This is a genomic window from Helicobacter sp. (genome assembly GCF_014799995.1).
Lineage (GTDB): Bacteria > Campylobacterota > Campylobacteria > Campylobacterales > Helicobacteraceae > Helicobacter_D.
The window spans coordinates 65612-82782 of the sequence record NZ_JAAVGY010000062.1 but is presented as its reverse complement, the minus strand read 5'-3'; the positions used below and the strand labels follow the sequence as shown (position 1 = coordinate 82782).

Sequence of the window (17171 nt, the reverse complement as noted above, 5' to 3'; positions counted from 1 at the left end):
TCTTCGTAAGGACAAAGGCTTAAAGTTTTGCTACTGCATCCTTACGAGCATTTTACAAAGTAGCTTAGAATCGGATTCACAAGAGATTTGAGAATGGCTAATGTAGTAATCTTTGCATTGTGCAATGAAAGAGTGAGCGGATATTTGAGTAATGGAGAAAGTGTAAATTTGTCCGAGATTCTGCAAAGCATTCAAGTTTAAAGAATCACACGATTCCACTTAGAAGCAGAATCGCATTTGGTTATTTCTTTTCTTTCTTTTTCTCTTTTTCTTTATCTTTCTTTTTCTTGGAGATTTCACTCTCTTGAGAGAATGCTCTGACGCTAGAATAAGTGGTTACGATACCCGGGTCAGCTAGCAAGCAGACATTTTCAGCGTCTTTATCCTCATAGTCAATTTTAGAAAGCATAATTCTAGCAACATTGATACGCGCGCGTTTTTTGTCATTAGAATCTACGATAAGCCAAGGGGCAAAAGGTGTATGCGTGCGTGAAAACATTTTTTCAAACGCTTCTGTGTATTCGTCCCAAAGATTCAAGGATAGCTCATCAATCGGACTTAGTTTCCAACGTTTAAGTGGTTCGTCTTTACGGCTTTCAATGCGCTTTTTTTGCTCCTCTCGTCCAACATCTAGGAAGAATTTAAAGAGAATGTAGCCACTTTCAATCAGCATTTGTTCTAAGTGTGAGACTTGAATAATAAACTCTTTGTATTGCTCGTTGGTGCAGAAATTCATTACTCTTTCAACCCCTGCGCGATTATACCAGCTGCGGTCAAAAAATACGATTTCACCGCCATTAGGCAATTCATCAATATAACGTTGAAAATACCATTGTGTTGCTTCTACATCACTTGGTTTTGCCAATGCTACACTACGACAACCGCGCGGGTTCAAATGCTCGCGTAAGGCTTTGATTGTGCCTCCTTTGCCTGCTGCATCGCGTCCTTCCAAGATAATAATGATTTTTTTGTTATGTTTTTTTACCCAGTTTTGTAATTTGATGAGCTCAATTTGCAATTTCACGATTTCTTTTTCGTAGAATTTGTTATTTAGCTTGCCTTTGCTATTATAGACTTCTCCCGGTTTTTCGTCCTCTGGGCGCACGACTAAAACTTTACCCATATTTACCTCCAAAATAAGCTTTAAAATAGATAAAATATTTTACCATTAAAGTATTAAAAATTGCAACAAAAAGGTAAGATTTTGAATATTTTGTTTTGTATCGGTAGAAATTATCGTGATTTTAACCCACTCAACCAATTTGCGCAAAGGTTCGCAAAAGAGTATCTTGGCGTCATTTATCAAATGGTTTTTTGTGATTCTTTGGAATCCGAAAGCAATAGGGATTCTACTTTGAAGTTTTGCTTGGATTGCGCCACAAATCTCCTTATCTTAGCTCCCAAAAGCGACTTTAATCAGTGCCTAGAGGTTATCCAAAAGACACAAAAGATAGAATCGCTTACCAAAACTCCTGTAATGATTGGTGAGGAACGAGTAAAGAGATTAGAATATGCAATCAATGGCGAAACCCGCAGAGTTTGGTTACTAGATTTGGAATGTATTTTCACCAATCAAACAGAATCCCAAGCCAATGCGCAATCCTTTATAAGCGCACAATTTGAAGGAAGTAAAAACGTACACAAGATGTTTTTGTATCTTTTGGGATTAGATGCCGCGAGTGCGAAAATGCTTCTTTGTGGAATCGCAAAGGATTTTGAGATAGATTTGGAGATTTTAAATACAGATTCTAACTTGGAGATTCTAAGTGCAACAGGCAATGAAGCCTCTTTAAAGGAATTTGCAAAGATTATCCAATTGACTTTTACTCATAAGATTTTCCCTAGCTTTAATCTTGCTCAAAACGTGATTTCTTTGCTTACAGAGCGTGGGCTTAAGCTAACTACGGCGGAGAGTTGCACAGGTGGGCTGATTGCCTATTGGCTGACAAAAGAAAGCGGCGCAAGTGCGGTGTTTGATGGAGGCGTGATTAGTTATGCAAATGCGATTAAAGAATCTTGGCTTGAGGTTTCAAGTGAGCATTTAGAGAGCTTTGGAGCAGTGAGCGAGGCAGTCGTGCGTGAGATGCTAGAGGGTGCGTTGAAGTTATCTGGAGCAGATTTTGCCCTTGCGACAAGTGGAATCGCAGGACCGAGTGGCGGAAGTATCAATAAGCCCATTGGCACGGTGTTTATTGGCGCAAAGAGTAGAAAAGGTGTAGAAATCATTGAACGTTTGCATTTTAAAGGTGATAGAAATTATATTCAAGAGCAGGCTACATTGTATGCCTATTTGCTTTTTTTAAGGATTTTTTTCTCTGACTATTGACTTTTATATGAAATCTCTGTATGATTCCATTTCCTAATTTTTTATTTGACCCGCTAGCTCAGTTGGTAGAGCAATTCCCTTTTAAGGAATGGGCCGTTGGTTCGAATCCAACGCGGGTCACCACTCTTTTATTATTGTGGTATAAATAAAAGTGGCTCCTTCATCTAACGGTTAGGATACCACCCTTTCACGGTGGCTACAGGGGTTCGAATCCCCTAGGAGTCACCACTTTTATTTAACTTCTTTCCCTAATGGTCGCTTAGCTCAGTTGGTAGAGCGCCACCCTTACAAGGTGGATGTCATAAGTTCGAGTCTTATAGCGACCACCATTTATACTATGGAGCGGTAGTTCAGCTGGTTAGAATACCTGCCTGTCACGCAGGGGGTCGCGGGTTCGAGCCCCGTCCGCTCCGCCACTTCTTGTTTTTTTGGCTATCTTAAGAATCTCAACTAAAACAGATTAGAAATCAATACAATCTTAGTTTTAACAAATTCTTTATTGTTTGTTTGCAAAATATTTTATAATTTTTTAGAAATAAATTTAAGAGTTTTTATTTTTGGCAGCCATTCTAAAATCTTAAGATTCCAATGATTGACAGATTAGCCTTTGCCATTTTTCTAGCACAATTTCACGCGCAAAACATTCCCGAATCTCTGAAGTGTTTTTGGCATAATCCTCCCTGTTTTGCGACATTGTAACAAACGCAGCCGCAAGCGATTCTATTCTTTTTTCATTCATTTCTACTAAGATTCCGTTCTGTTTGGCAGAATCGCTAAGGATAATTTCTTTTGGTCCATAGGGGCAATCATAGCTCACAACGGGCGTGCCGCACAAAAGGGATTCTATTAAAACATTGCTCAAGGCTTCTCTATGGCTTGCAAGAGCGAAAAATTCCGCAGAAGCATAATAGGGGGCGAGGGATTTTACCTTGCCTAAAAACTTGCATTTCAATCCCGCTGCTTGCATTTCTAATGCCTCTCTTTGGATTCCATCGCCTGCGAGCAATAGAGTATATTGCGGAAACTTGGCACTAAAGATTCTAAATGCCTCAAGGAGTTCCCCAAATCCTTTGGAAGCAATCATTCTTCCTGCGCTTAAAATATAGGGCTTGCAGGATTCTATGAATTTTTGCTGGGAGGGTGTGCCTAAGTCCTTGTTTATTTCCACAGGATTGGGCAAAACACAGATGTTTTTGACAAAATGATAATGCTTTAAGTCTTGTTGTGTCAGCGTGGTAACGCAGTTTGCTAGGGGATAAGTGAGGGTGCGCCCAAGTCGCCAAAATTTGGATTCTAGCGCGTCAAAAACGCTATGTTCTGTCGCGATACACGGAATCCTAGCCATTTTGGAAGCAAGAATAGTTAGAATGTTGGTTTGGTGAATGAATCCAATGCTTAAATCTACCCGCTCGGATTTAAAGGCTCTCCAAAGCAAGAGAATGCGCATAAGATTGCCAAGTATTCCACATTTTTTAGTCGTGATGACTTTGACTTTGATTTGAAAATCCAATGGGTAAAACTTTTCTTCCTCACTCCATACAAATAGCAAGATTCTATATCGGTGCGCTAATTCGTTTGCTAAAATACTTGCCACGCGTTCTGCTCCCCCCATTTTAAGAGAGGAAATGACGATTGCTAGAGTTTTGCGCTTGGAAGTATTCATTTTAGATTATCTGTCTTTTAGGCGTTGTGGTTAAACTCTACCACAATCTCCTTGAGTTTTGCAATCCGTTCTTGCGCGTCTTTACATTCTAAGAGTTCCGAAATATCCGCATTGAGTTTGTTAATATCGTATTTTGTCGGACGCGCAACTTGTATGGAGGGATATTTTGTTTTTTCTTCGCTCTCATCAAGCAATAGTTCTTCATAGAGTTTTTCACCCGGACGCAATCCGCTAAATTCAATAGAAATTTCGTTCTCTTTGCCATAAAGCCTTAGCATATTTTTGGCTAAATCTACGATTTTAACAGGCTCTCCCATATCCAAAATAAAAATTTCTCCCCCTTTGGCAATCGCGCCTGCTTGCAGCACAAGCCGACACGCTTCGGGAATGAGCATAAAATAACGCGTAATTTCTGGGTGCGTAACCGTGATGGGACCGCCCATTTCTATTTGCGCCTTGAATTTTGGCACGACCGAGCCGCTACTGCCTAGCACATTGCCAAACCTCACGGCGACAATCTCACTCGTCCTAGATTCTACATTCTGTGCGTATAATTCTACAACGCGTTTGGTTGCGCCCATTACATTAGTAGGGCGCACGGCTTTGTCTGTGGAGATGACAACGACCTTTGGCACATTTGCGCTAATCGCGCTGTCTAGTACATTTTTGCTTCCGATGATATTGTTTTCAATCGCGCTTTTTTGATTGTATTCACAAAGAGGCACGTGCTTGTAAGCTGCAGCATGTACGATAATGTCGGGTTGTTCTTCTTGGATTAATGCGCTTAGGCGATTCTTTTCTAAAATACTTAATAGGCAAGGGCGGAATAATGCGCAATTATCCATTGTTTGTTGTGGATAGTTTTGGTTTAATTCTTCCAAGATTGCATAGAGATTAAATTCGCTATGCTCCACTAACACAATGCGTTTTGCTCCAAATTCTACACATTGCCGCACAATCTCGCTTCCGATACTCCCTCCAGCCCCTGTGATGAGGATTTTTTTGTCTTTTAAGAATGCACCAATGACTTCTTTGTCCAAATCTTTGCTTGGACGCGAAAGCAAGTCTTCAATGGAGATGTTTTTCAGTGGTTCTACGAGTTTTTGCGTGTCGTCTTTTAAGAGGTTGGCGATTTTAATTTCCTCTATGCCTAATTGCATAAGCTCGTTGAAGATTCCCTCTAGTGGCGGCTTGGCAAAGGAGCGCGTGAGGATTGCGGATTGGATTTTGTGCTTTTGTATGAGTTCTTTGAGTGCGGATTTTGGATAGATTTTGAGATTAGAAATATAATTGCCAATCGTTTTTTCATCGTTTTCAATAATGGCAAGAGGATAAAAGGGAATCTCGCTATTGAGTGCAGCTTTAATCAGTGTGGCACTCTGTGTGTTTGCACCAAAGATAATTGCGGGTTTGGGGGAGTTTTTCGGAGAGTTCTCTAAGTAAATGCGTTTAGAGATTCTAATTGCCCCGATGAAAATACTAGAAATAACGAAGTCAATGCCAATCACGCTTAAAGGAAAATTGCCAAATACCCCTCCCCAAAGCGCAAGGACGCAAAAGATTCCATACGCAAGAATGTGCGCGTAAAAGATTTTGAGTGCCTCTAGCAAGCCAAAGAATCGCCACGGCACAAGGTAGATTTTAAAGAGGCTTAGAAGCAGAATCTTTAAAGAAAGCAAGACGACAAAGACAAGCACTACTGCGAAATTAAATTCTAAGGGTACTTGAAAGCTAAAGCGCAAATTATAAGAGAGGGCTAATGTGAAATAGGAAAGAAGTAAGTCTATGCAGACAAAAAAGATAATGCGTTTGGCATTGCTTGGGCGAAATAAGGCAGATTGTAGCACTAGCGATTCTTTAAAAACTTTTGAATCAGACTTGCAATCTCATCAATGTCGCGTTTTTCTAACGCACCGCCGCTTGGCAAACAGATTCCACTTTCAAAAAGTCTTTGACTTGTGCCATCTACAAAGGCAAGTGAGTCTTTAAAGAGTGGCTGCAAGTGCATAGGCTTCCATAAAGGACGCGATTCTATGCCCTCTTTGGCGAGTAAATCCACGAGTGTTAGGGGGTTTGCGGGCTCTAAAAAGCGCAAGGTTGTTAGCCAGCGATTCCCTCTTGAGTTTGGAATCTCGGGCATAAATTCTATACTTTGAGATTCCACTTCGTCTTTTAAGGCTTCACAATACCAAGCAAAAATTTCGCGCCGTTTGGCGACTTTGGCTTCAATTTGTTCTAATTGCCCCACGCCAATGGCGGCGCAAATATTACTTAAGCGGTAATTGTATCCATAGTCTAAATGCTCATAAAAAGGTAAATTTTCACGCGCTTGAGTGGAATAGTAACGCGCCTTTTCTATTTTTTCTTTGTCTTGGCCAAGCAGCAACCCTCCGCCACTTGTCGTGATAATTTTGTTTCCATTAAAAGACAAAACGCCATATTCACCGAAGCTTCCGCTATGTTTTCCTGCATAAAATGCCCCGAGTGATTCTGCCGCATCTTCAATGAGCAGGATTTTGTATTGCGCGCAAATCTCCGCAATCTCCGCAATCTTGGCGCATTGTCCATACAAATGGGTAACAATCAGGGCTTTTGGTTTTTTGGGTGAGGATTCTATGGCGCAAATTAAGAGTTTTGGATTTAGATTCCAAGATTCTAAATCACTATCAATAAAGATTGGAATTGCGCCTTGATAAAGAATCGCATCAATGGAACCGATGAAAGTAAAACTGCTCGCAAGCACATAATCGCCTTGCGTGATTCCGCTGACGCGCAGAGCCAAATGCAATGCCGCTGTGCCGGAATTGAGTGCGAGTGCGTAAGGCGATTTTGTATAAAGTTTCATTTCTTCTTCTAGGCGATTGACAAATGCACCAAGTGGAGCGATATAATTGCTCGCAAAAGCCTCATTGACATAGTCTTGTTCTTTGCCGCTCATCTGTGGAGGGGATAAAAAAATCCTAAATCCCATAATCTTTCCTTAGTTTAGATTCTTTTTAGCTGGATTGCCAACGACTTTTTGGTGTGATTTTATATCGCAAATCACGACACTTCCCGCACCGATTAAACAATCCTCCCCGATAGTTTTTCCCTCAATGATAACGCTTTTTGCTCCGATATGTGAGAAGTCGCCGATATGCACATTGCCACAGAGTGTTGCACTCGGAGCGATATGCGAGAAATTGCCAATTTTGCAATCGTGCTCTACAATGCTTCCGCTATTGAGAATCGCACCTGTGCCAATTTGCGCGCGCGCATTGATGATTGCACTAGGCATAATCACGGTTCCGCTAGCAATTTGAGCCGATTTTGAAATGATAGCACTAGAGTGAGCGACAAAAGGCAAATCAAATCCATTTTGAGAAAAGAAATGATAAAGATTCTGCCGCACTAGATTGTTGCCAATCGCTAAAACAATGCCAAATTCCTTTGCATTGCTTAGATTAAGAAATTCTGCCCTCGTGATAGCAGAAATTCCATTGAGTGCTTTACCGTGCGGGTTGTCATCAATGAGAATCGTAAAGGATAAGTTTTGGGATTCTAAAATATCCGCAACCACCGCACCGTGCCCACCAGCACCAAAGATTGCTAGTTTTTTCATCTCTGCCCTTCTGTCAAAATCATACCAAGATTTTACCGAAATTTTGAATCCTAATATCTAGGCTTTCAAAATAATCTTTCCTTTTTGTGTGCTTAAAACCCTTTGCGCTTTGAGTTCTCTTAAAATGCGCGAGAGGGATTCCGCACTCGTGTTGAGTCTTTGGGCGATTTGTCGTTGGGTGAGATTGGGGAGTTCTGCTTCATTTTCTTGCAAAAACTTGATTAATCGTTCCTTTAAGCCCATAGAGTTTTGGGTGATATGCGATTCTAGCATTCTAATTTTATTGCAGAGTGAGGCGATAAAGTTACGACAAAAAGAGGGATTTTCCATACATTGTTTTTGGAATGTTGTTAGGGCAATTTCTAAAATCTCGCATTCCTCTTCACAAACCGCGCTTGCGGGAAATGGCTGGTCAAGGAAGCTTGGCATTTCAGCGATGAAATCTGGGGCACAGATTTGGTGTAGGGTTTGTTCTTTGCTCGTTTGCTTTGTCGTTTTTCTCTTGGTTTTTGGAGTTTCTTCTATAGTTTTGTAAATCCTTACTTTGCCACTTAAAAGCACGAAGAGTTGTTTGGGAATCTCTCCCTCAAAAAACAAAATTTCGTCTTTACGATAAAAACGTTTATAGCCCAATGACGATAACATTTTGAAGCAGTCTTGCATTTGGATTCCTTTAACTTGAATTAAAGTGTGAATGTATTTTAACAAAAGCATTAACAATTATCAACTTTTTTGTGAAAAATTTTAGATAGTATTCGTGAAAAATCAATCTACTAAGATAAAATGAAAGGAAAATATGAATCTAATGTATCCTTATTTTTTGTTAATTCATTTGTTTTGCGCCATTATATTTTTGGGCTATCTCTTTTGTGATGTCTTTCTGTTTAGCCAAGTGCGCAAGTTTCTGGGTGATGAATTTGCAGATAAAATGTCTTGCGCAATAGGCAAGAGAACGCAGTGGATGCCCTTGTGCTTTTTGTTACTTATTGTAACAGGTATGGCGATGATTTCTCAATATATTGGAACAGAATTAGGCTATTTTGGCACGACTTTACAGAAATTTTTGGTTTTTAAGAGCATTTTGGCATTGGGAATTGCATTGATGATTGTCATTTCTCTTGGTTTTTATTATCTGCTCAAAAAGCCAAGCCCTCTAAGAAAAATAATCCACCCGCTTGCTTTGACTTTAGGGGTTATCATCGTCATTTTAGCCAAACTTGCATTTTATCAATAAGGAGTTAGAATGGAAAAATACAACACGATTTGCACGGAGGGAATCCAAAAACTAATGGATATTTTTTATGCCAAGATTCGCGTAGATAAAAGCGGTGTGGGAAAGATTTTTAATGATAAAATCGGCACAAGTGATGCAGAGTGGGAACAACATAAGTTAAAGATTGCTAATTTTTGGCAAGGAATGCTTCTTAACATTGGAGATTATAGCGGGCAGCCCTTAAAGGCTCATTTAGATTTACCACCCTTTCCGCGCGAATTTTTTGATATTTGGTTAAGATTATTTGAGGAGAGTTTGAAGCAAGTTTTTTGTGATGTAGTGGCGGAGGAAATTTTGCAAAGAGCGCAGATGATTGCCCAAAGATTCCAATTTATGCTCTATGAGAACGGACATTAACATAAGTTATTTTTAAATTGTCGTTTGATGTTTTATGATGAGAAACCCTGAATGGATTGTTTGGAGAAAGCAATGTTTTAGAGTATAATTTCATCTTAAATTTATTATTTGGGAAATGATTGAAGTGTTAAGAATTTTTAAATTAAGTCTTTTGTTGTGTGGAGTTGTGCTTTATAGTGGCTGTTATCAAAATGCTTGTGGAATCTCCTCGTCTTATTGGGACGAGAAGAGCTATTATTACGATGCGCAAGGAAATTATCACGAGAAATGTCCTGATAATTTGATTTATACTGAAAAAGCCTTGCAGCAGCAAGAGCAAGATGCGCTAGATTTTTAAGCAAAGAATCTTAATTTAGCGAGTTTTTAAGATTGCAAGACGAAGGCTTAGAACAAAAAAGAGCAGAACATCATCGCGCTTTAGGCTTTAAAAATATTCTCCCACTCTCTGCACAGATAGAGAGTCTCCATACGATTCCTAAATCTGAACTTGAGGGGGCAAAAATTTCCTATGGGGACTTAATTGAGATTTGGCTTCCCAATCTTAGCACAGAATCTTTCGCGCTTATTTGCGAGATAGCAAGAGCTCTAATCCCTTGGCGCAAAGGTCCTTTTAGAATCAATGCTTTAGAAATACAAAGCGAATGGAATAGCGCAATCAAATATAACTTGCTTGCACCTCATTTGCATTTGCAAGACAAAATCGTAGGCGACATTGGGTGCAATAATGGTTATTATATGTTTCGAGGCTCAACGCAGAATCCCGCGCAAATCATAGGGTTTGATCCTGCGCCTTTGTGTTTTTTACAATATCAGTTTTTGCAATTTTTCGCACAACAAAATCACTTACGATTTGAGCTGCTCGGCATTGAGGAATTGTCCTACTTTGAGACACAATTTGATGTCTTATTGTGCCTTGGGGTTTTGTATCATCGCAAAAGCCCACTTGAGGCAATCAAATTAATTTATAATGCTTTAAAAAATGGCGGAGAAGCGGTGTTTGATAGTCTAATCCTTGAGGGAGAAGAGGAAATCGCACTTTGTCCCAAAGGACGTTATGCTAAAATGCCAAATGTGTATTTTATCCCGACACTCCGCACTTTTTGCAATTGGTTAGAGAAATGCGGATTTAAAGAGATTGTGCATATTGCGACACTGAAAACCGCCTTTGAGGAGCAGCGTAAGACGCAATGGAGCAGTGGAGAATCGTTAGAAGATTTTTTAACTCCCAATGGAGAGCAGACGATTGAGGGCTATCCTGCCCCTAGACGCGCGTATTTGAAAGCAAAGAAAATTTAGAATCGCATTGTGTCTTTACGAAGTAATCTAAATAAAAGAATTTTGCCATTGGACTTTAAGATTCCATTGTCAAGATTGCTTGATGTGATTTATGGATTGCCGCGCAAGTTTTACGACTTACTCGCAATGACTAGAATCCATTTCTTGGTTTTGTTGAAGTTCAATCTTATTGCCACAAATGCCCCCACATTCTCAAGGATAAAAAACAGAATGGGAGAAAGTAAAATATTTTTTATTTTTCAGGATTTTTGCCATATAATTAAACCCTAAATTTCAAAAATAAAGGAACAAAATGAAAAGACGCACTCTTTTTAAATTGGCAGGAATTGGTGCTTTGGGGCTTGCAATGCCACTAGTGGCGAAAGAATCCCAAAATACTAAAGCGGGTCAAGCACATTCTAAAAAAAGAGAATTTTCTGTGAGCTTGAAACACAATATTTTAGAATCTGGGAAATGCAGACTCTGGATTCCTCTCCCGTCCTCTACGCCTTATCAGTTTTTGACAAGCAATCTCGCTTTGAGCGGGAATTATTCTAATGCGTATATTAGCAATACGCAGATTCCGACACTCTTTGCGGAATTTGACAAGGTTAAGAATCCTAGTTTGGAAATCCAATTTGACATTACGACTTATGAGCGCACGACAGATTTTAAAGAAGTGCAAGCGAAATTTAATAAAAATGCCAAGATTCCACAGGAAGTCAAGCCTTATCTAGCGGCAACGGAACATATTCAAACCGATGGAATCGTCAAAACAACTGCAAAAGAAATCCTCAAAAATGCCAATGTGCAAAATGCCAATGATTGCCAAAAAGCAAAGGCGATTTTTGAATGGGTTGCAAGGAATATGCAACGTGATGAAAGCATTTTAGGCTGTGGAACAGGAGACGCCAAAGCGATTTTGGAATCTAAAAAGCTTTATGGCAAATGTACCGATATTAGCTCGGTTTTTGTCGCACTTTGTAGAAGTGTAGGGATTCCAGCAAGGGAGATTTTTGGGATTCGGCTTGGGCAATCTCGCTTCTCAAATGCAATGGGGAGCGCGAAAGACAAAGTTGCAAATATTACAGGAGGGCAACATTGCCGCGCGGAATTTTATGTCCGAGGCTATGGATGGATTCCTTGCGACCCGGGCGATGTGGCAAAAGTTAAATTGAGCGAAAAACTAGGCGATGACGATACAAAAATCAGGAGTTTGCGCGAGTATCTTTTTGGAAGTTGGGAAATGTGTTGGCTTGGGTATAACACTGCAAGAGACTTTATCCTTACGCCTACACCAGCAGAGACGCCCTTAAACAACTTTGGCTATCCTTATGGAGAAGTGGAAGATAATGTGTTAGATTATTATGATGCAAAAGGGTTTTCTTACTCCTATACCTCTGTTGAAAAATAATGAAAGCTAAATTGGGCTTAATTCTTTCGTTTTGCGTGGGAGTAGCGGCGAGCCTTTGCTGCTTGCCCGCACTTCTCTTTTTGCTTTTTGGGTTTTCTTTTGGAATCGCAGGAGTAGAGATTCTTGCTCCTTATCGTTTGATTTTAAGTCTGTTATCTTTACTCTGTTTTATCTTGTATTTTTACTTTGGAATCTTGCGATGTGATTGCACAAAGTCTTGCAAGAGAAAGAGAGGCATTAGCGGATTTTTGTGGTTGTTTGTCTTGCTTTGTATTTTGTTTTATCCAGAGATATTAGGTTGGTTTTATGCGTAAAATTTTGTTAATGTTTGTTTTGTGTAGTGGATTGTCATTTGGACAAGAATATAAAATCTATGTAGAGGGAATGCACTGCCCGCTTTGCACGGCAATGGTGCGAAAAGCACTTCTGAAAGTAGAGGGGGTCAAGAGTGCTAAGGCAAGCCTAAAGGATAAAATTGCTCGGGTAGAATGCGAAGAAAATGTCGCTAAAGAGAATCTTTTAGAAGCCGTTGCAACGACAGGTTATAGCGGAGAGTTTGTCCCTTAATAAATTATGGTATGGAATTTGCTTCTCTAATAATTAAGACAGGAAGTAAAACTTTGTAAGGAACAGACAAAAGGCAAAAGGTGCGAACTTTTGATTTCTTTACAAATGATAATTATTTGCAAAATCCTATCAAAGAACCCTTAGGAAATCCCAAAAAAACAGAAAAATCCCCTAGTGTTTTGGTGGATAAAAACGCAATGGATTGGCTTTTGCAAACAATGCTCTTCCAATCTAATCTTAAATGTGCAAATCCCGTACCCAAGTCAAGCCCTGCAATCAGGAATCCTCCTAGCAAAGAATCCAAGAATGAAAAAATTTTGAAAGAAATTTCACAATTTAGCCAATTTTGTCGGCATAAGCGGTGTATTAGAGATTTTAGGGCAATCCAACAAAATCCGCGATTTGTAGAACAAATAGAGGCGAAATTAAGACGCAATGCGTATTGCCACACTACGCAACAGGAGGCGCAAGAGGCACAAAAGTTTCTTTATTTGCAAATGGACAAGCGGGTATGGAATCTCTATCAAGGGCATTCAAAACAGATTAAAGAAATAATGGATAAAACCTATCAATTCTATGCAAAGAAAGAAAATTTGAGCAAGAATCTTGCCTTGAGCGACGAAGAGTTAAGAATCGTGGAGACTTTGCTAGAATATGGTGTGCAGACAGAATCACAAGATTTAGAAAATCTATTGCATCATTATTTGTTCGCTCTGCCAAAAACCCTTAAGGATTCCGTGAAAAATGGTGAAATAGAAGTCAAATGCTTAAAAGAAATAGAACAAAATATCAATACATACAGAAGCGACAAAATCAAGCTGATAGGATTTAATTTCTTTGCCACTGATACACTTCTCCCGCAAGAGCAAGAAGTAATAACGGATTCTATCGCTAAGGTGCTGTCGTTTTATTCCCAACCTAATGCAATGGAAGTGAATGGATATAAAATTTCTTGGCAGCCAAAACAACCCAAGCTACAAGATTATCATTCTTTTTACTCCATTGATCCAGCGATTAAAAATGCGCAGAATGCGGAGATAAAGATTGAATTTCAAGTTTTGATTGTTTTTCCAACAAGATTTCAAAACTTGAAATCTTGATAGTTTTTAAGTTCTCTTTTCAATGCGGCTTGCTTCACCGATGAGCTTGAGGTTTTGCCCTTGAAAAGTCTTTGGTTTTTGCGTTTTTTGGTTAAAGATATTGGAATCTGTATCGTCGTCAGTTGCCTTTTCGTAGATTTGTAAGATAACTTGTGTTGTGCCGTCTTTCAAGGTTTTTTCTGTGTAGGCATAAATCAAATTCTGTGTTGTGAGTGTGAAGCCAGACATTTCTAAATATTCTTGATAAACCATTCCATTTTCTAGTGTAATCTTGCCATCTTCTCCGCCTGTTTGGAGATGCCAATGGGTTTGGATAATCTTGGCGTGTTTGAAAATAAGGTCTTTTTCTCTTTGGCTCAAATCCGCTTCAAATTCAGAAAAAAACGCACGAATCCAAGCGACGCCCTCTTGAGCCGCTGCTTTGAAATTGCTTGCGCTCTTTTGCACTTCTTGTGCGCGGTCTAAAAACAAATCACTTTTTTGCTCTATGCTATAAGGGTGAAGGCAGGTGAGCAACTCTGCTTTATTGGTTAAAGTGTCTTTTAGCTCTTGCATTGTGGAATCAAGATGAATCAATTGTTCCTTATAGCTTAGCAGTAAGTGTAATTTGGGGTCGTTTGGGTCTTTTGTTGTCGCGTAAAATTCCTCTAGCTTCTCATTCATTAATTCGCCAATGACAGAAAGACTACGCGGATAAGAGAGGGGGTTTAGCTCCTCTTGCATTTCTTTGTCCAATGATTTAAGAAACTCGCTAGAGCGAAAGAAAGTAGAGAATCTCAAATCCTCTTTAGGATTTTGTGATTCTAAGCCCAAAGCCAAAGAAATATCCACCGCAATTTCATTTAGCGGTATATATGATTCTTGTTCTTGTGTGTTGGTTTGATGATGAAAGGATAAAAGCGTATCAAAGTCATCTTGGGATTCCGAAGCAGGAGTGCTTTGGATAGGATTTTGTGAGGCTTTATAAAGGGGGGTTGCAAAAGGGGAGTTTGGTAAGAAGTCTTGACTTAAGAGCATTGGAATCCTTTTTAGGTTTTTAAAAGGAAAGCAAAAAACATTCCAAGTAAAAGCCAAAGAATCTTGTATGCAAGAGGATAGTAAAGTCTAATTATGGATTGCCACACAAATCAAAAATCCCCCTTACGATTCTCATTGCTTGGTGTAAGATTGGAGAATCGTTTGACTCAAAACGCAAATGTGCAACTATTCTAGCGCGTAAGCTTTAAATTTCTCTCCCCTTTCTTTATAGGAGCTAAATTGGTCTAAACTCGCTGCGGCTGGAGAAAGTAGCGCGACACAATTTAGGTTCTTGTGTTGCGAATCGCTTAGGCTTTGCTTGAAGAAAGATTCTTTGATTTGGCGCACAGCAACTTCAAGCGTGTAGCAGGTATTGCAAGGCGTATTTACCGATTTTGCGAGGGCGCAGAGCTTATCGGTATTGCTCCCAATCGCAAAAATCTCTATTTTGCACTGCGCAATAAGATGAAAGAGTGGCGTCAAGTCTGCCCCCTTATCATCTCCCCCAAGAATAAGCAAAATCTGCGCGTCTTGATAACGTTTGATTGCCTCCATTGTCGCGTCAAGATTCGTTCCCTTGCTATCATCTACCCAAAGATTTCCCGCCTTATCATAAAATTCCTCTATTTTATGCGCACCAATTTTAAAGGCATTTAGGAGTTCGTAATTTTGCACCGAAAACAGAATCTCGCACGCACTCATTGCGAGCGTTGCGTCTAGCAAAAAAGGCTCTTTAAAAGCTATCTTATCTAATCTTAAGTGGAATTGGTTGGCTAAATCTTGGGCATTATCGTAAAAAATAAGATTGGCACGAGATTGCTTACAAAGGGGGTGCGATTCTAATGCGCAAGGCAGAATCGCGATTTCTTTATCACGTAAGGACAGAATTGGCTTCAGTTTATCCGCAATATAGTTTTCATAGTTTCCGTGCCAGCTAATATGGTCTTGCGTGATAGGCAAAAGCAAATAGAGAATCGGTTTGGCGATTTGTGTATAATGGAGTGTAAAGGAACTCGTTTCTAGTATCCAAAGGGGCGATTCTTGGTTGAGTTTAGCCAAAGGAGTGCCGATATTACCACCACTTTGCGCCCCATAGGGTTGCAGTAAATGCGTGAGCATTTGTGTAGTGGTTGTTTTGCCATTTGTGCCACTAATCCATACGGAGGGGGGCATTTTTTGGGGTTGAGTGGCAAAAAAATCATATTCGCTTAAGAGTTGCGATTCTTGATGTGTGGCAACAAAATCAAGCGCGGTTTGAATCATAGGATTATGGGGCGGAATCCCGGGACTTGTAACAATTGTCGCCTGTGGATAGTTTGCTAAAACCTCGTTTATAGCGGCACTTGGAAGTAAAGTGTTTCCTAAATCCCCTTGACTTTCTTGCTTAAAGCTATCGTCTAGCACAATGCAAGGCGCAAAGCGTTCGGCAATCGCACGATTCGTTCCTCCAAAACCTAAAAGTATCAACATAAAAAATCCTTAACGTATTTTGAGGCTTAAAAGCGCGATGAGGTTGCTCATAAGGGCGACAATCCAGAATCGCACGATGATTTTGCTTTCGCTTAAGCCTTTTTCTTCAAAGTGGTGGTGCAGGGGTGCCATTAAAAAAATCTTTTTGCCTCGTGTTTTGTAGCTACTAATTTGCAAAATGACTGAAAGTGCTTCTATCACGAAGATAAAGCCAATTAAAAAAAGCAGAATTTCGTTTTTTGAGACAATGGCAAGATAAGCAATCACTCCTCCCAAGCTCAAACTTCCGCTATCTCCCATAAAAACTTGTGCGGGGTGGCAATTATACCAAAGGAATCCAATCAATGCGCCAATGAGTGCGGAGGAGAGAATCGCAAGCTCTCCACTATCTAGCACTTTGGGATAAAGCAAATAGGCACTTAAGCCCGAATGTCCAGCAACATAGACAAAAGCCGTGAGCGAAGTCAGCGCATAAATAGACGGAATCGCAACGAGCCCATCCAAGCCATCGGTGAGATTGACCGCATTGCTTGTGGCGATAAAAACAAGCGTCCAAAACAAGATTCCAAAGAAACTCCAATCAAAGAGGGGGTTTTTGAAAAAGGGCAAATAAAACTCTGAATTTAAACCGACAAAGTATAATCCGCACGATAGGATAAGGCTAATGAGAATCTGTAACAGAAATTTTGTTTTTGCGCTCATTCCGGCATTTTTGTGTTGCATTATTTTAGAATAGTCATCGCTGATACCCAGCATTGCAAAGCTAAGTAAAGTCGCGATTCCAAGCAGCACATAGATATGATTGATTTTGGCACAAAGCAAGGTGGCAAGTAAAGTTGTACCCACAAAGACGATTCCGCCCATAGTCGGCGTATTGGCTTTTTGTTTGTGATTTTTAGGGGCAAACTCTGAAATAGGTTGATTGGCGTGCTTGTTTCTCGCCCATAAAATGTAATAAGGTAGCGCAAAAATCGTGAGAAGAAAGGCTACAAAGAAAGCAATCGCAGAACGCACAGTGATATATTGAAAAATATTAATATCTAGCAAAGAGTAAAGATAATATAACATAAGCCAATCTTACTAAATGAAATTTTAGGAAAAAATTGGG

At 39.8% G+C, this 17171-nt stretch carries 18 protein-coding genes and 4 tRNA genes; 13 read left to right on the top strand and 9 right to left on the bottom strand.

All coding sequences use genetic code 11. The features are described 5' to 3' along the window. Positions 1-241 precede the first annotated feature (241 nt). Positions 242-1123 (bottom strand): polyphosphate kinase 2, encoded by an 882-nt coding sequence (gene ppk2 / locus HDT10_RS10045; protein ID WP_290883022.1) that lies wholly within the window; start codon positions 1121-1123, stop codon positions 242-244. Between the two features lie 81 nt (positions 1124-1204). On the opposite strand from ppk2, the gene HDT10_RS10040 reads away from it, so the two are divergent. From HDT10_RS10040 to HDT10_RS10020, 5 genes are all read left to right on the top strand, one after another. Next, positions 1205-2326 (top strand): CinA family protein, encoded by a 1122-nt coding sequence (locus HDT10_RS10040; RefSeq protein WP_290883021.1) that lies wholly within the window; start codon positions 1205-1207, stop codon positions 2324-2326. A gap of 47 nt (positions 2327-2373) precedes the next feature. Continuing rightward, positions 2374-2449: transfer RNA gene (locus tag HDT10_RS10035), tRNA-Lys, on the top strand. A 30-nt stretch (positions 2450-2479) separates the two neighbouring features. Continuing rightward, a tRNA-Glu gene (locus HDT10_RS10030) sits at positions 2480-2554 on the top strand. Positions 2555-2579: 25 nt separating this feature from the next. After that, positions 2580-2655 (top strand) — tRNA-Val (locus HDT10_RS10025). Positions 2656-2665: 10 nt separating this feature from the next. Beyond that, a tRNA-Asp gene (locus HDT10_RS10020) sits at positions 2666-2742 on the top strand. A 161-nt stretch (positions 2743-2903) separates the two neighbouring features. Here HDT10_RS10020 and HDT10_RS10015 read toward each other — a convergent pair. Genes HDT10_RS10015 through HDT10_RS09995 form a run of 5 tightly spaced genes read right to left on the bottom strand, consistent with a single transcriptional unit; the run spans position 2904 to position 8253 of the window. Further along, complete coding sequence (locus HDT10_RS10015; RefSeq protein ID WP_290883018.1) at positions 2904-3989, bottom strand: glycosyltransferase; 1086 nt, start codon at positions 3987-3989, stop codon at positions 2904-2906. Positions 3990-4006: 17 nt separating this feature from the next. Further along, entirely contained in the window at positions 4007-5836 is a 1830-nt protein-coding gene (gene pglF, locus HDT10_RS10010; protein ID WP_290883016.1) for a UDP-N-acetylglucosamine 4,6-dehydratase (configuration-retaining), read from the bottom strand. Beyond that, entirely contained in the window at positions 5836-6960 is a 1125-nt protein-coding gene (pglE, locus tag HDT10_RS10005; protein ID WP_290883014.1) for a UDP-N-acetylbacillosamine transaminase, read from the bottom strand. The genes pglF and pglE overlap by 1 nt, the downstream gene beginning before the upstream one ends. Positions 6961-6969: 9 nt before the next feature. After that, the gene (locus HDT10_RS10000; RefSeq protein ID WP_290883011.1) at positions 6970-7590 is read right to left on the bottom strand and encodes an acetyltransferase; all 621 of its coding nucleotides are present in this window, start codon (positions 7588-7590) and stop codon (positions 6970-6972) included. 57 nt (positions 7591-7647) lie between these two features. Beyond that, entirely contained in the window at positions 7648-8253 is a 606-nt protein-coding gene (locus HDT10_RS09995; RefSeq protein WP_290883007.1) for a Crp/Fnr family transcriptional regulator, read from the bottom strand. 133 nt (positions 8254-8386) lie between these two features. Between HDT10_RS09995 and HDT10_RS09990 the strand changes: the two genes are divergently transcribed. The 8 genes from HDT10_RS09990 to HDT10_RS09955 all read left to right on the top strand — a co-directional run bounded on the left by HDT10_RS09990 (position 8387) and on the right by HDT10_RS09955 (position 13576). Next, positions 8387-8824 carry a copper resistance protein CopD gene (locus HDT10_RS09990; RefSeq protein WP_290883004.1) on the top strand — a complete coding sequence of 146 codons (438 nt, stop codon included), beginning with the start codon at positions 8387-8389 and terminating at the stop codon, positions 8822-8824. A gap of 9 nt (positions 8825-8833) precedes the next feature. After that, positions 8834-9220, top strand: a complete 387-nt coding sequence (locus tag HDT10_RS09985; protein ID WP_290883001.1) for a group III truncated hemoglobin — start codon at positions 8834-8836, stop codon at positions 9218-9220. 124 nt (positions 9221-9344) lie between these two features. Continuing rightward, complete coding sequence (locus HDT10_RS09980; protein ID WP_290882997.1) at positions 9345-9557, top strand: hypothetical protein; 213 nt, start codon at positions 9345-9347, stop codon at positions 9555-9557. A gap of 32 nt (positions 9558-9589) precedes the next feature. Further along, a complete protein-coding gene (gene cmoB, locus HDT10_RS09975) occupies positions 9590-10516 on the top strand; it encodes a tRNA 5-methoxyuridine(34)/uridine 5-oxyacetic acid(34) synthase CmoB (protein WP_290882995.1) in 927 nt (308 codons plus the stop codon). Between the two features lie 292 nt (positions 10517-10808). Next, positions 10809-11909, top strand: coding sequence for a transglutaminase-like domain-containing protein (locus tag HDT10_RS09970; RefSeq protein WP_290882993.1), 1101 nt, complete (start codon positions 10809-10811; stop codon positions 11907-11909). After that, positions 11909-12223, top strand: coding sequence for an aryl sulfotransferase (locus HDT10_RS09965; protein WP_290882991.1), 315 nt, complete (start codon positions 11909-11911; stop codon positions 12221-12223). The genes HDT10_RS09970 and HDT10_RS09965 overlap by 1 nt, the downstream gene beginning before the upstream one ends. Continuing rightward, on the top strand, positions 12216-12476 hold the full coding sequence (locus HDT10_RS09960; protein ID WP_290882988.1) for a heavy-metal-associated domain-containing protein: 261 nt from the start codon (positions 12216-12218) through the stop codon (positions 12474-12476). Before HDT10_RS09965 ends, HDT10_RS09960 begins: the two co-directional genes overlap by 8 nt. A gap of 80 nt (positions 12477-12556) precedes the next feature. Beyond that, positions 12557-13576 carry a hypothetical protein gene (locus HDT10_RS09955; RefSeq protein ID WP_290882985.1) on the top strand — a complete coding sequence of 340 codons (1020 nt, stop codon included), beginning with the start codon at positions 12557-12559 and terminating at the stop codon, positions 13574-13576. 6 nt (positions 13577-13582) lie between these two features. Here HDT10_RS09955 and HDT10_RS09950 read toward each other — a convergent pair whose 3' ends face one another. The 3 genes from HDT10_RS09950 to mraY all read right to left on the bottom strand — a co-directional run bounded on the left by HDT10_RS09950 (position 13583) and on the right by mraY (position 17131). Beyond that, a complete protein-coding gene (locus HDT10_RS09950) occupies positions 13583-14593 on the bottom strand; it encodes a hypothetical protein (RefSeq protein ID WP_290882983.1) in 1011 nt (336 codons plus the stop codon). A 186-nt stretch (positions 14594-14779) separates the two neighbouring features. After that, entirely contained in the window at positions 14780-16063 is a 1284-nt protein-coding gene (murD, locus tag HDT10_RS09945; protein ID WP_290882980.1) for a UDP-N-acetylmuramoyl-L-alanine--D-glutamate ligase, read from the bottom strand. Between the two features lie 9 nt (positions 16064-16072). Beyond that, entirely contained in the window at positions 16073-17131 is a 1059-nt protein-coding gene (gene mraY, locus HDT10_RS09940; RefSeq protein ID WP_290882978.1) for a phospho-N-acetylmuramoyl-pentapeptide-transferase, read from the bottom strand. Between the last annotated feature and the right edge of the window lie 40 nt (positions 17132-17171).

Coding starts and splice junctions, on each gene's coding strand:
- ppk2 (WP_290883022.1), bottom strand. CDS start 1,123: ATGGGTAAAGTTTTAGTCGTGCGCCCAGAGGACGAAAAACCGGGAGAA.
- HDT10_RS10015 (WP_290883018.1), bottom strand. CDS start 3,989: ATGAATACTTCCAAGCGCAAAACTCTAGCAATCGTCATTTCCTCTCTT.
- pglE (WP_290883014.1), bottom strand. CDS start 6,960: ATGGGATTTAGGATTTTTTTATCCCCTCCACAGATGAGCGGCAAAGAA.
- HDT10_RS10000 (WP_290883011.1), bottom strand. CDS start 7,590: ATGAAAAAACTAGCAATCTTTGGTGCTGGTGGGCACGGTGCGGTGGTT.
- HDT10_RS09995 (WP_290883007.1), bottom strand. CDS start 8,253: ATGCAAGACTGCTTCAAAATGTTATCGTCATTGGGCTATAAACGTTTT.
- HDT10_RS09990 (WP_290883004.1), top strand. CDS start 8,387: ATGAATCTAATGTATCCTTATTTTTTGTTAATTCATTTGTTTTGCGCC.
- HDT10_RS09985 (WP_290883001.1), top strand. CDS start 8,834: ATGGAAAAATACAACACGATTTGCACGGAGGGAATCCAAAAACTAATG.
- HDT10_RS09970 (WP_290882993.1), top strand. CDS start 10,809: ATGAAAAGACGCACTCTTTTTAAATTGGCAGGAATTGGTGCTTTGGGG.
- HDT10_RS09965 (WP_290882991.1), top strand. CDS start 11,909: ATGAAAGCTAAATTGGGCTTAATTCTTTCGTTTTGCGTGGGAGTAGCG.
- HDT10_RS09960 (WP_290882988.1), top strand. CDS start 12,216: ATGCGTAAAATTTTGTTAATGTTTGTTTTGTGTAGTGGATTGTCATTT.
- HDT10_RS09950 (WP_290882983.1), bottom strand. CDS start 14,593: ATGCTCTTAAGTCAAGACTTCTTACCAAACTCCCCTTTTGCAACCCCC.
- murD (WP_290882980.1), bottom strand. CDS start 16,063: ATGTTGATACTTTTAGGTTTTGGAGGAACGAATCGTGCGATTGCCGAA.
- mraY (WP_290882978.1), bottom strand. CDS start 17,131: ATGTTATATTATCTTTACTCTTTGCTAGATATTAATATTTTTCAATAT.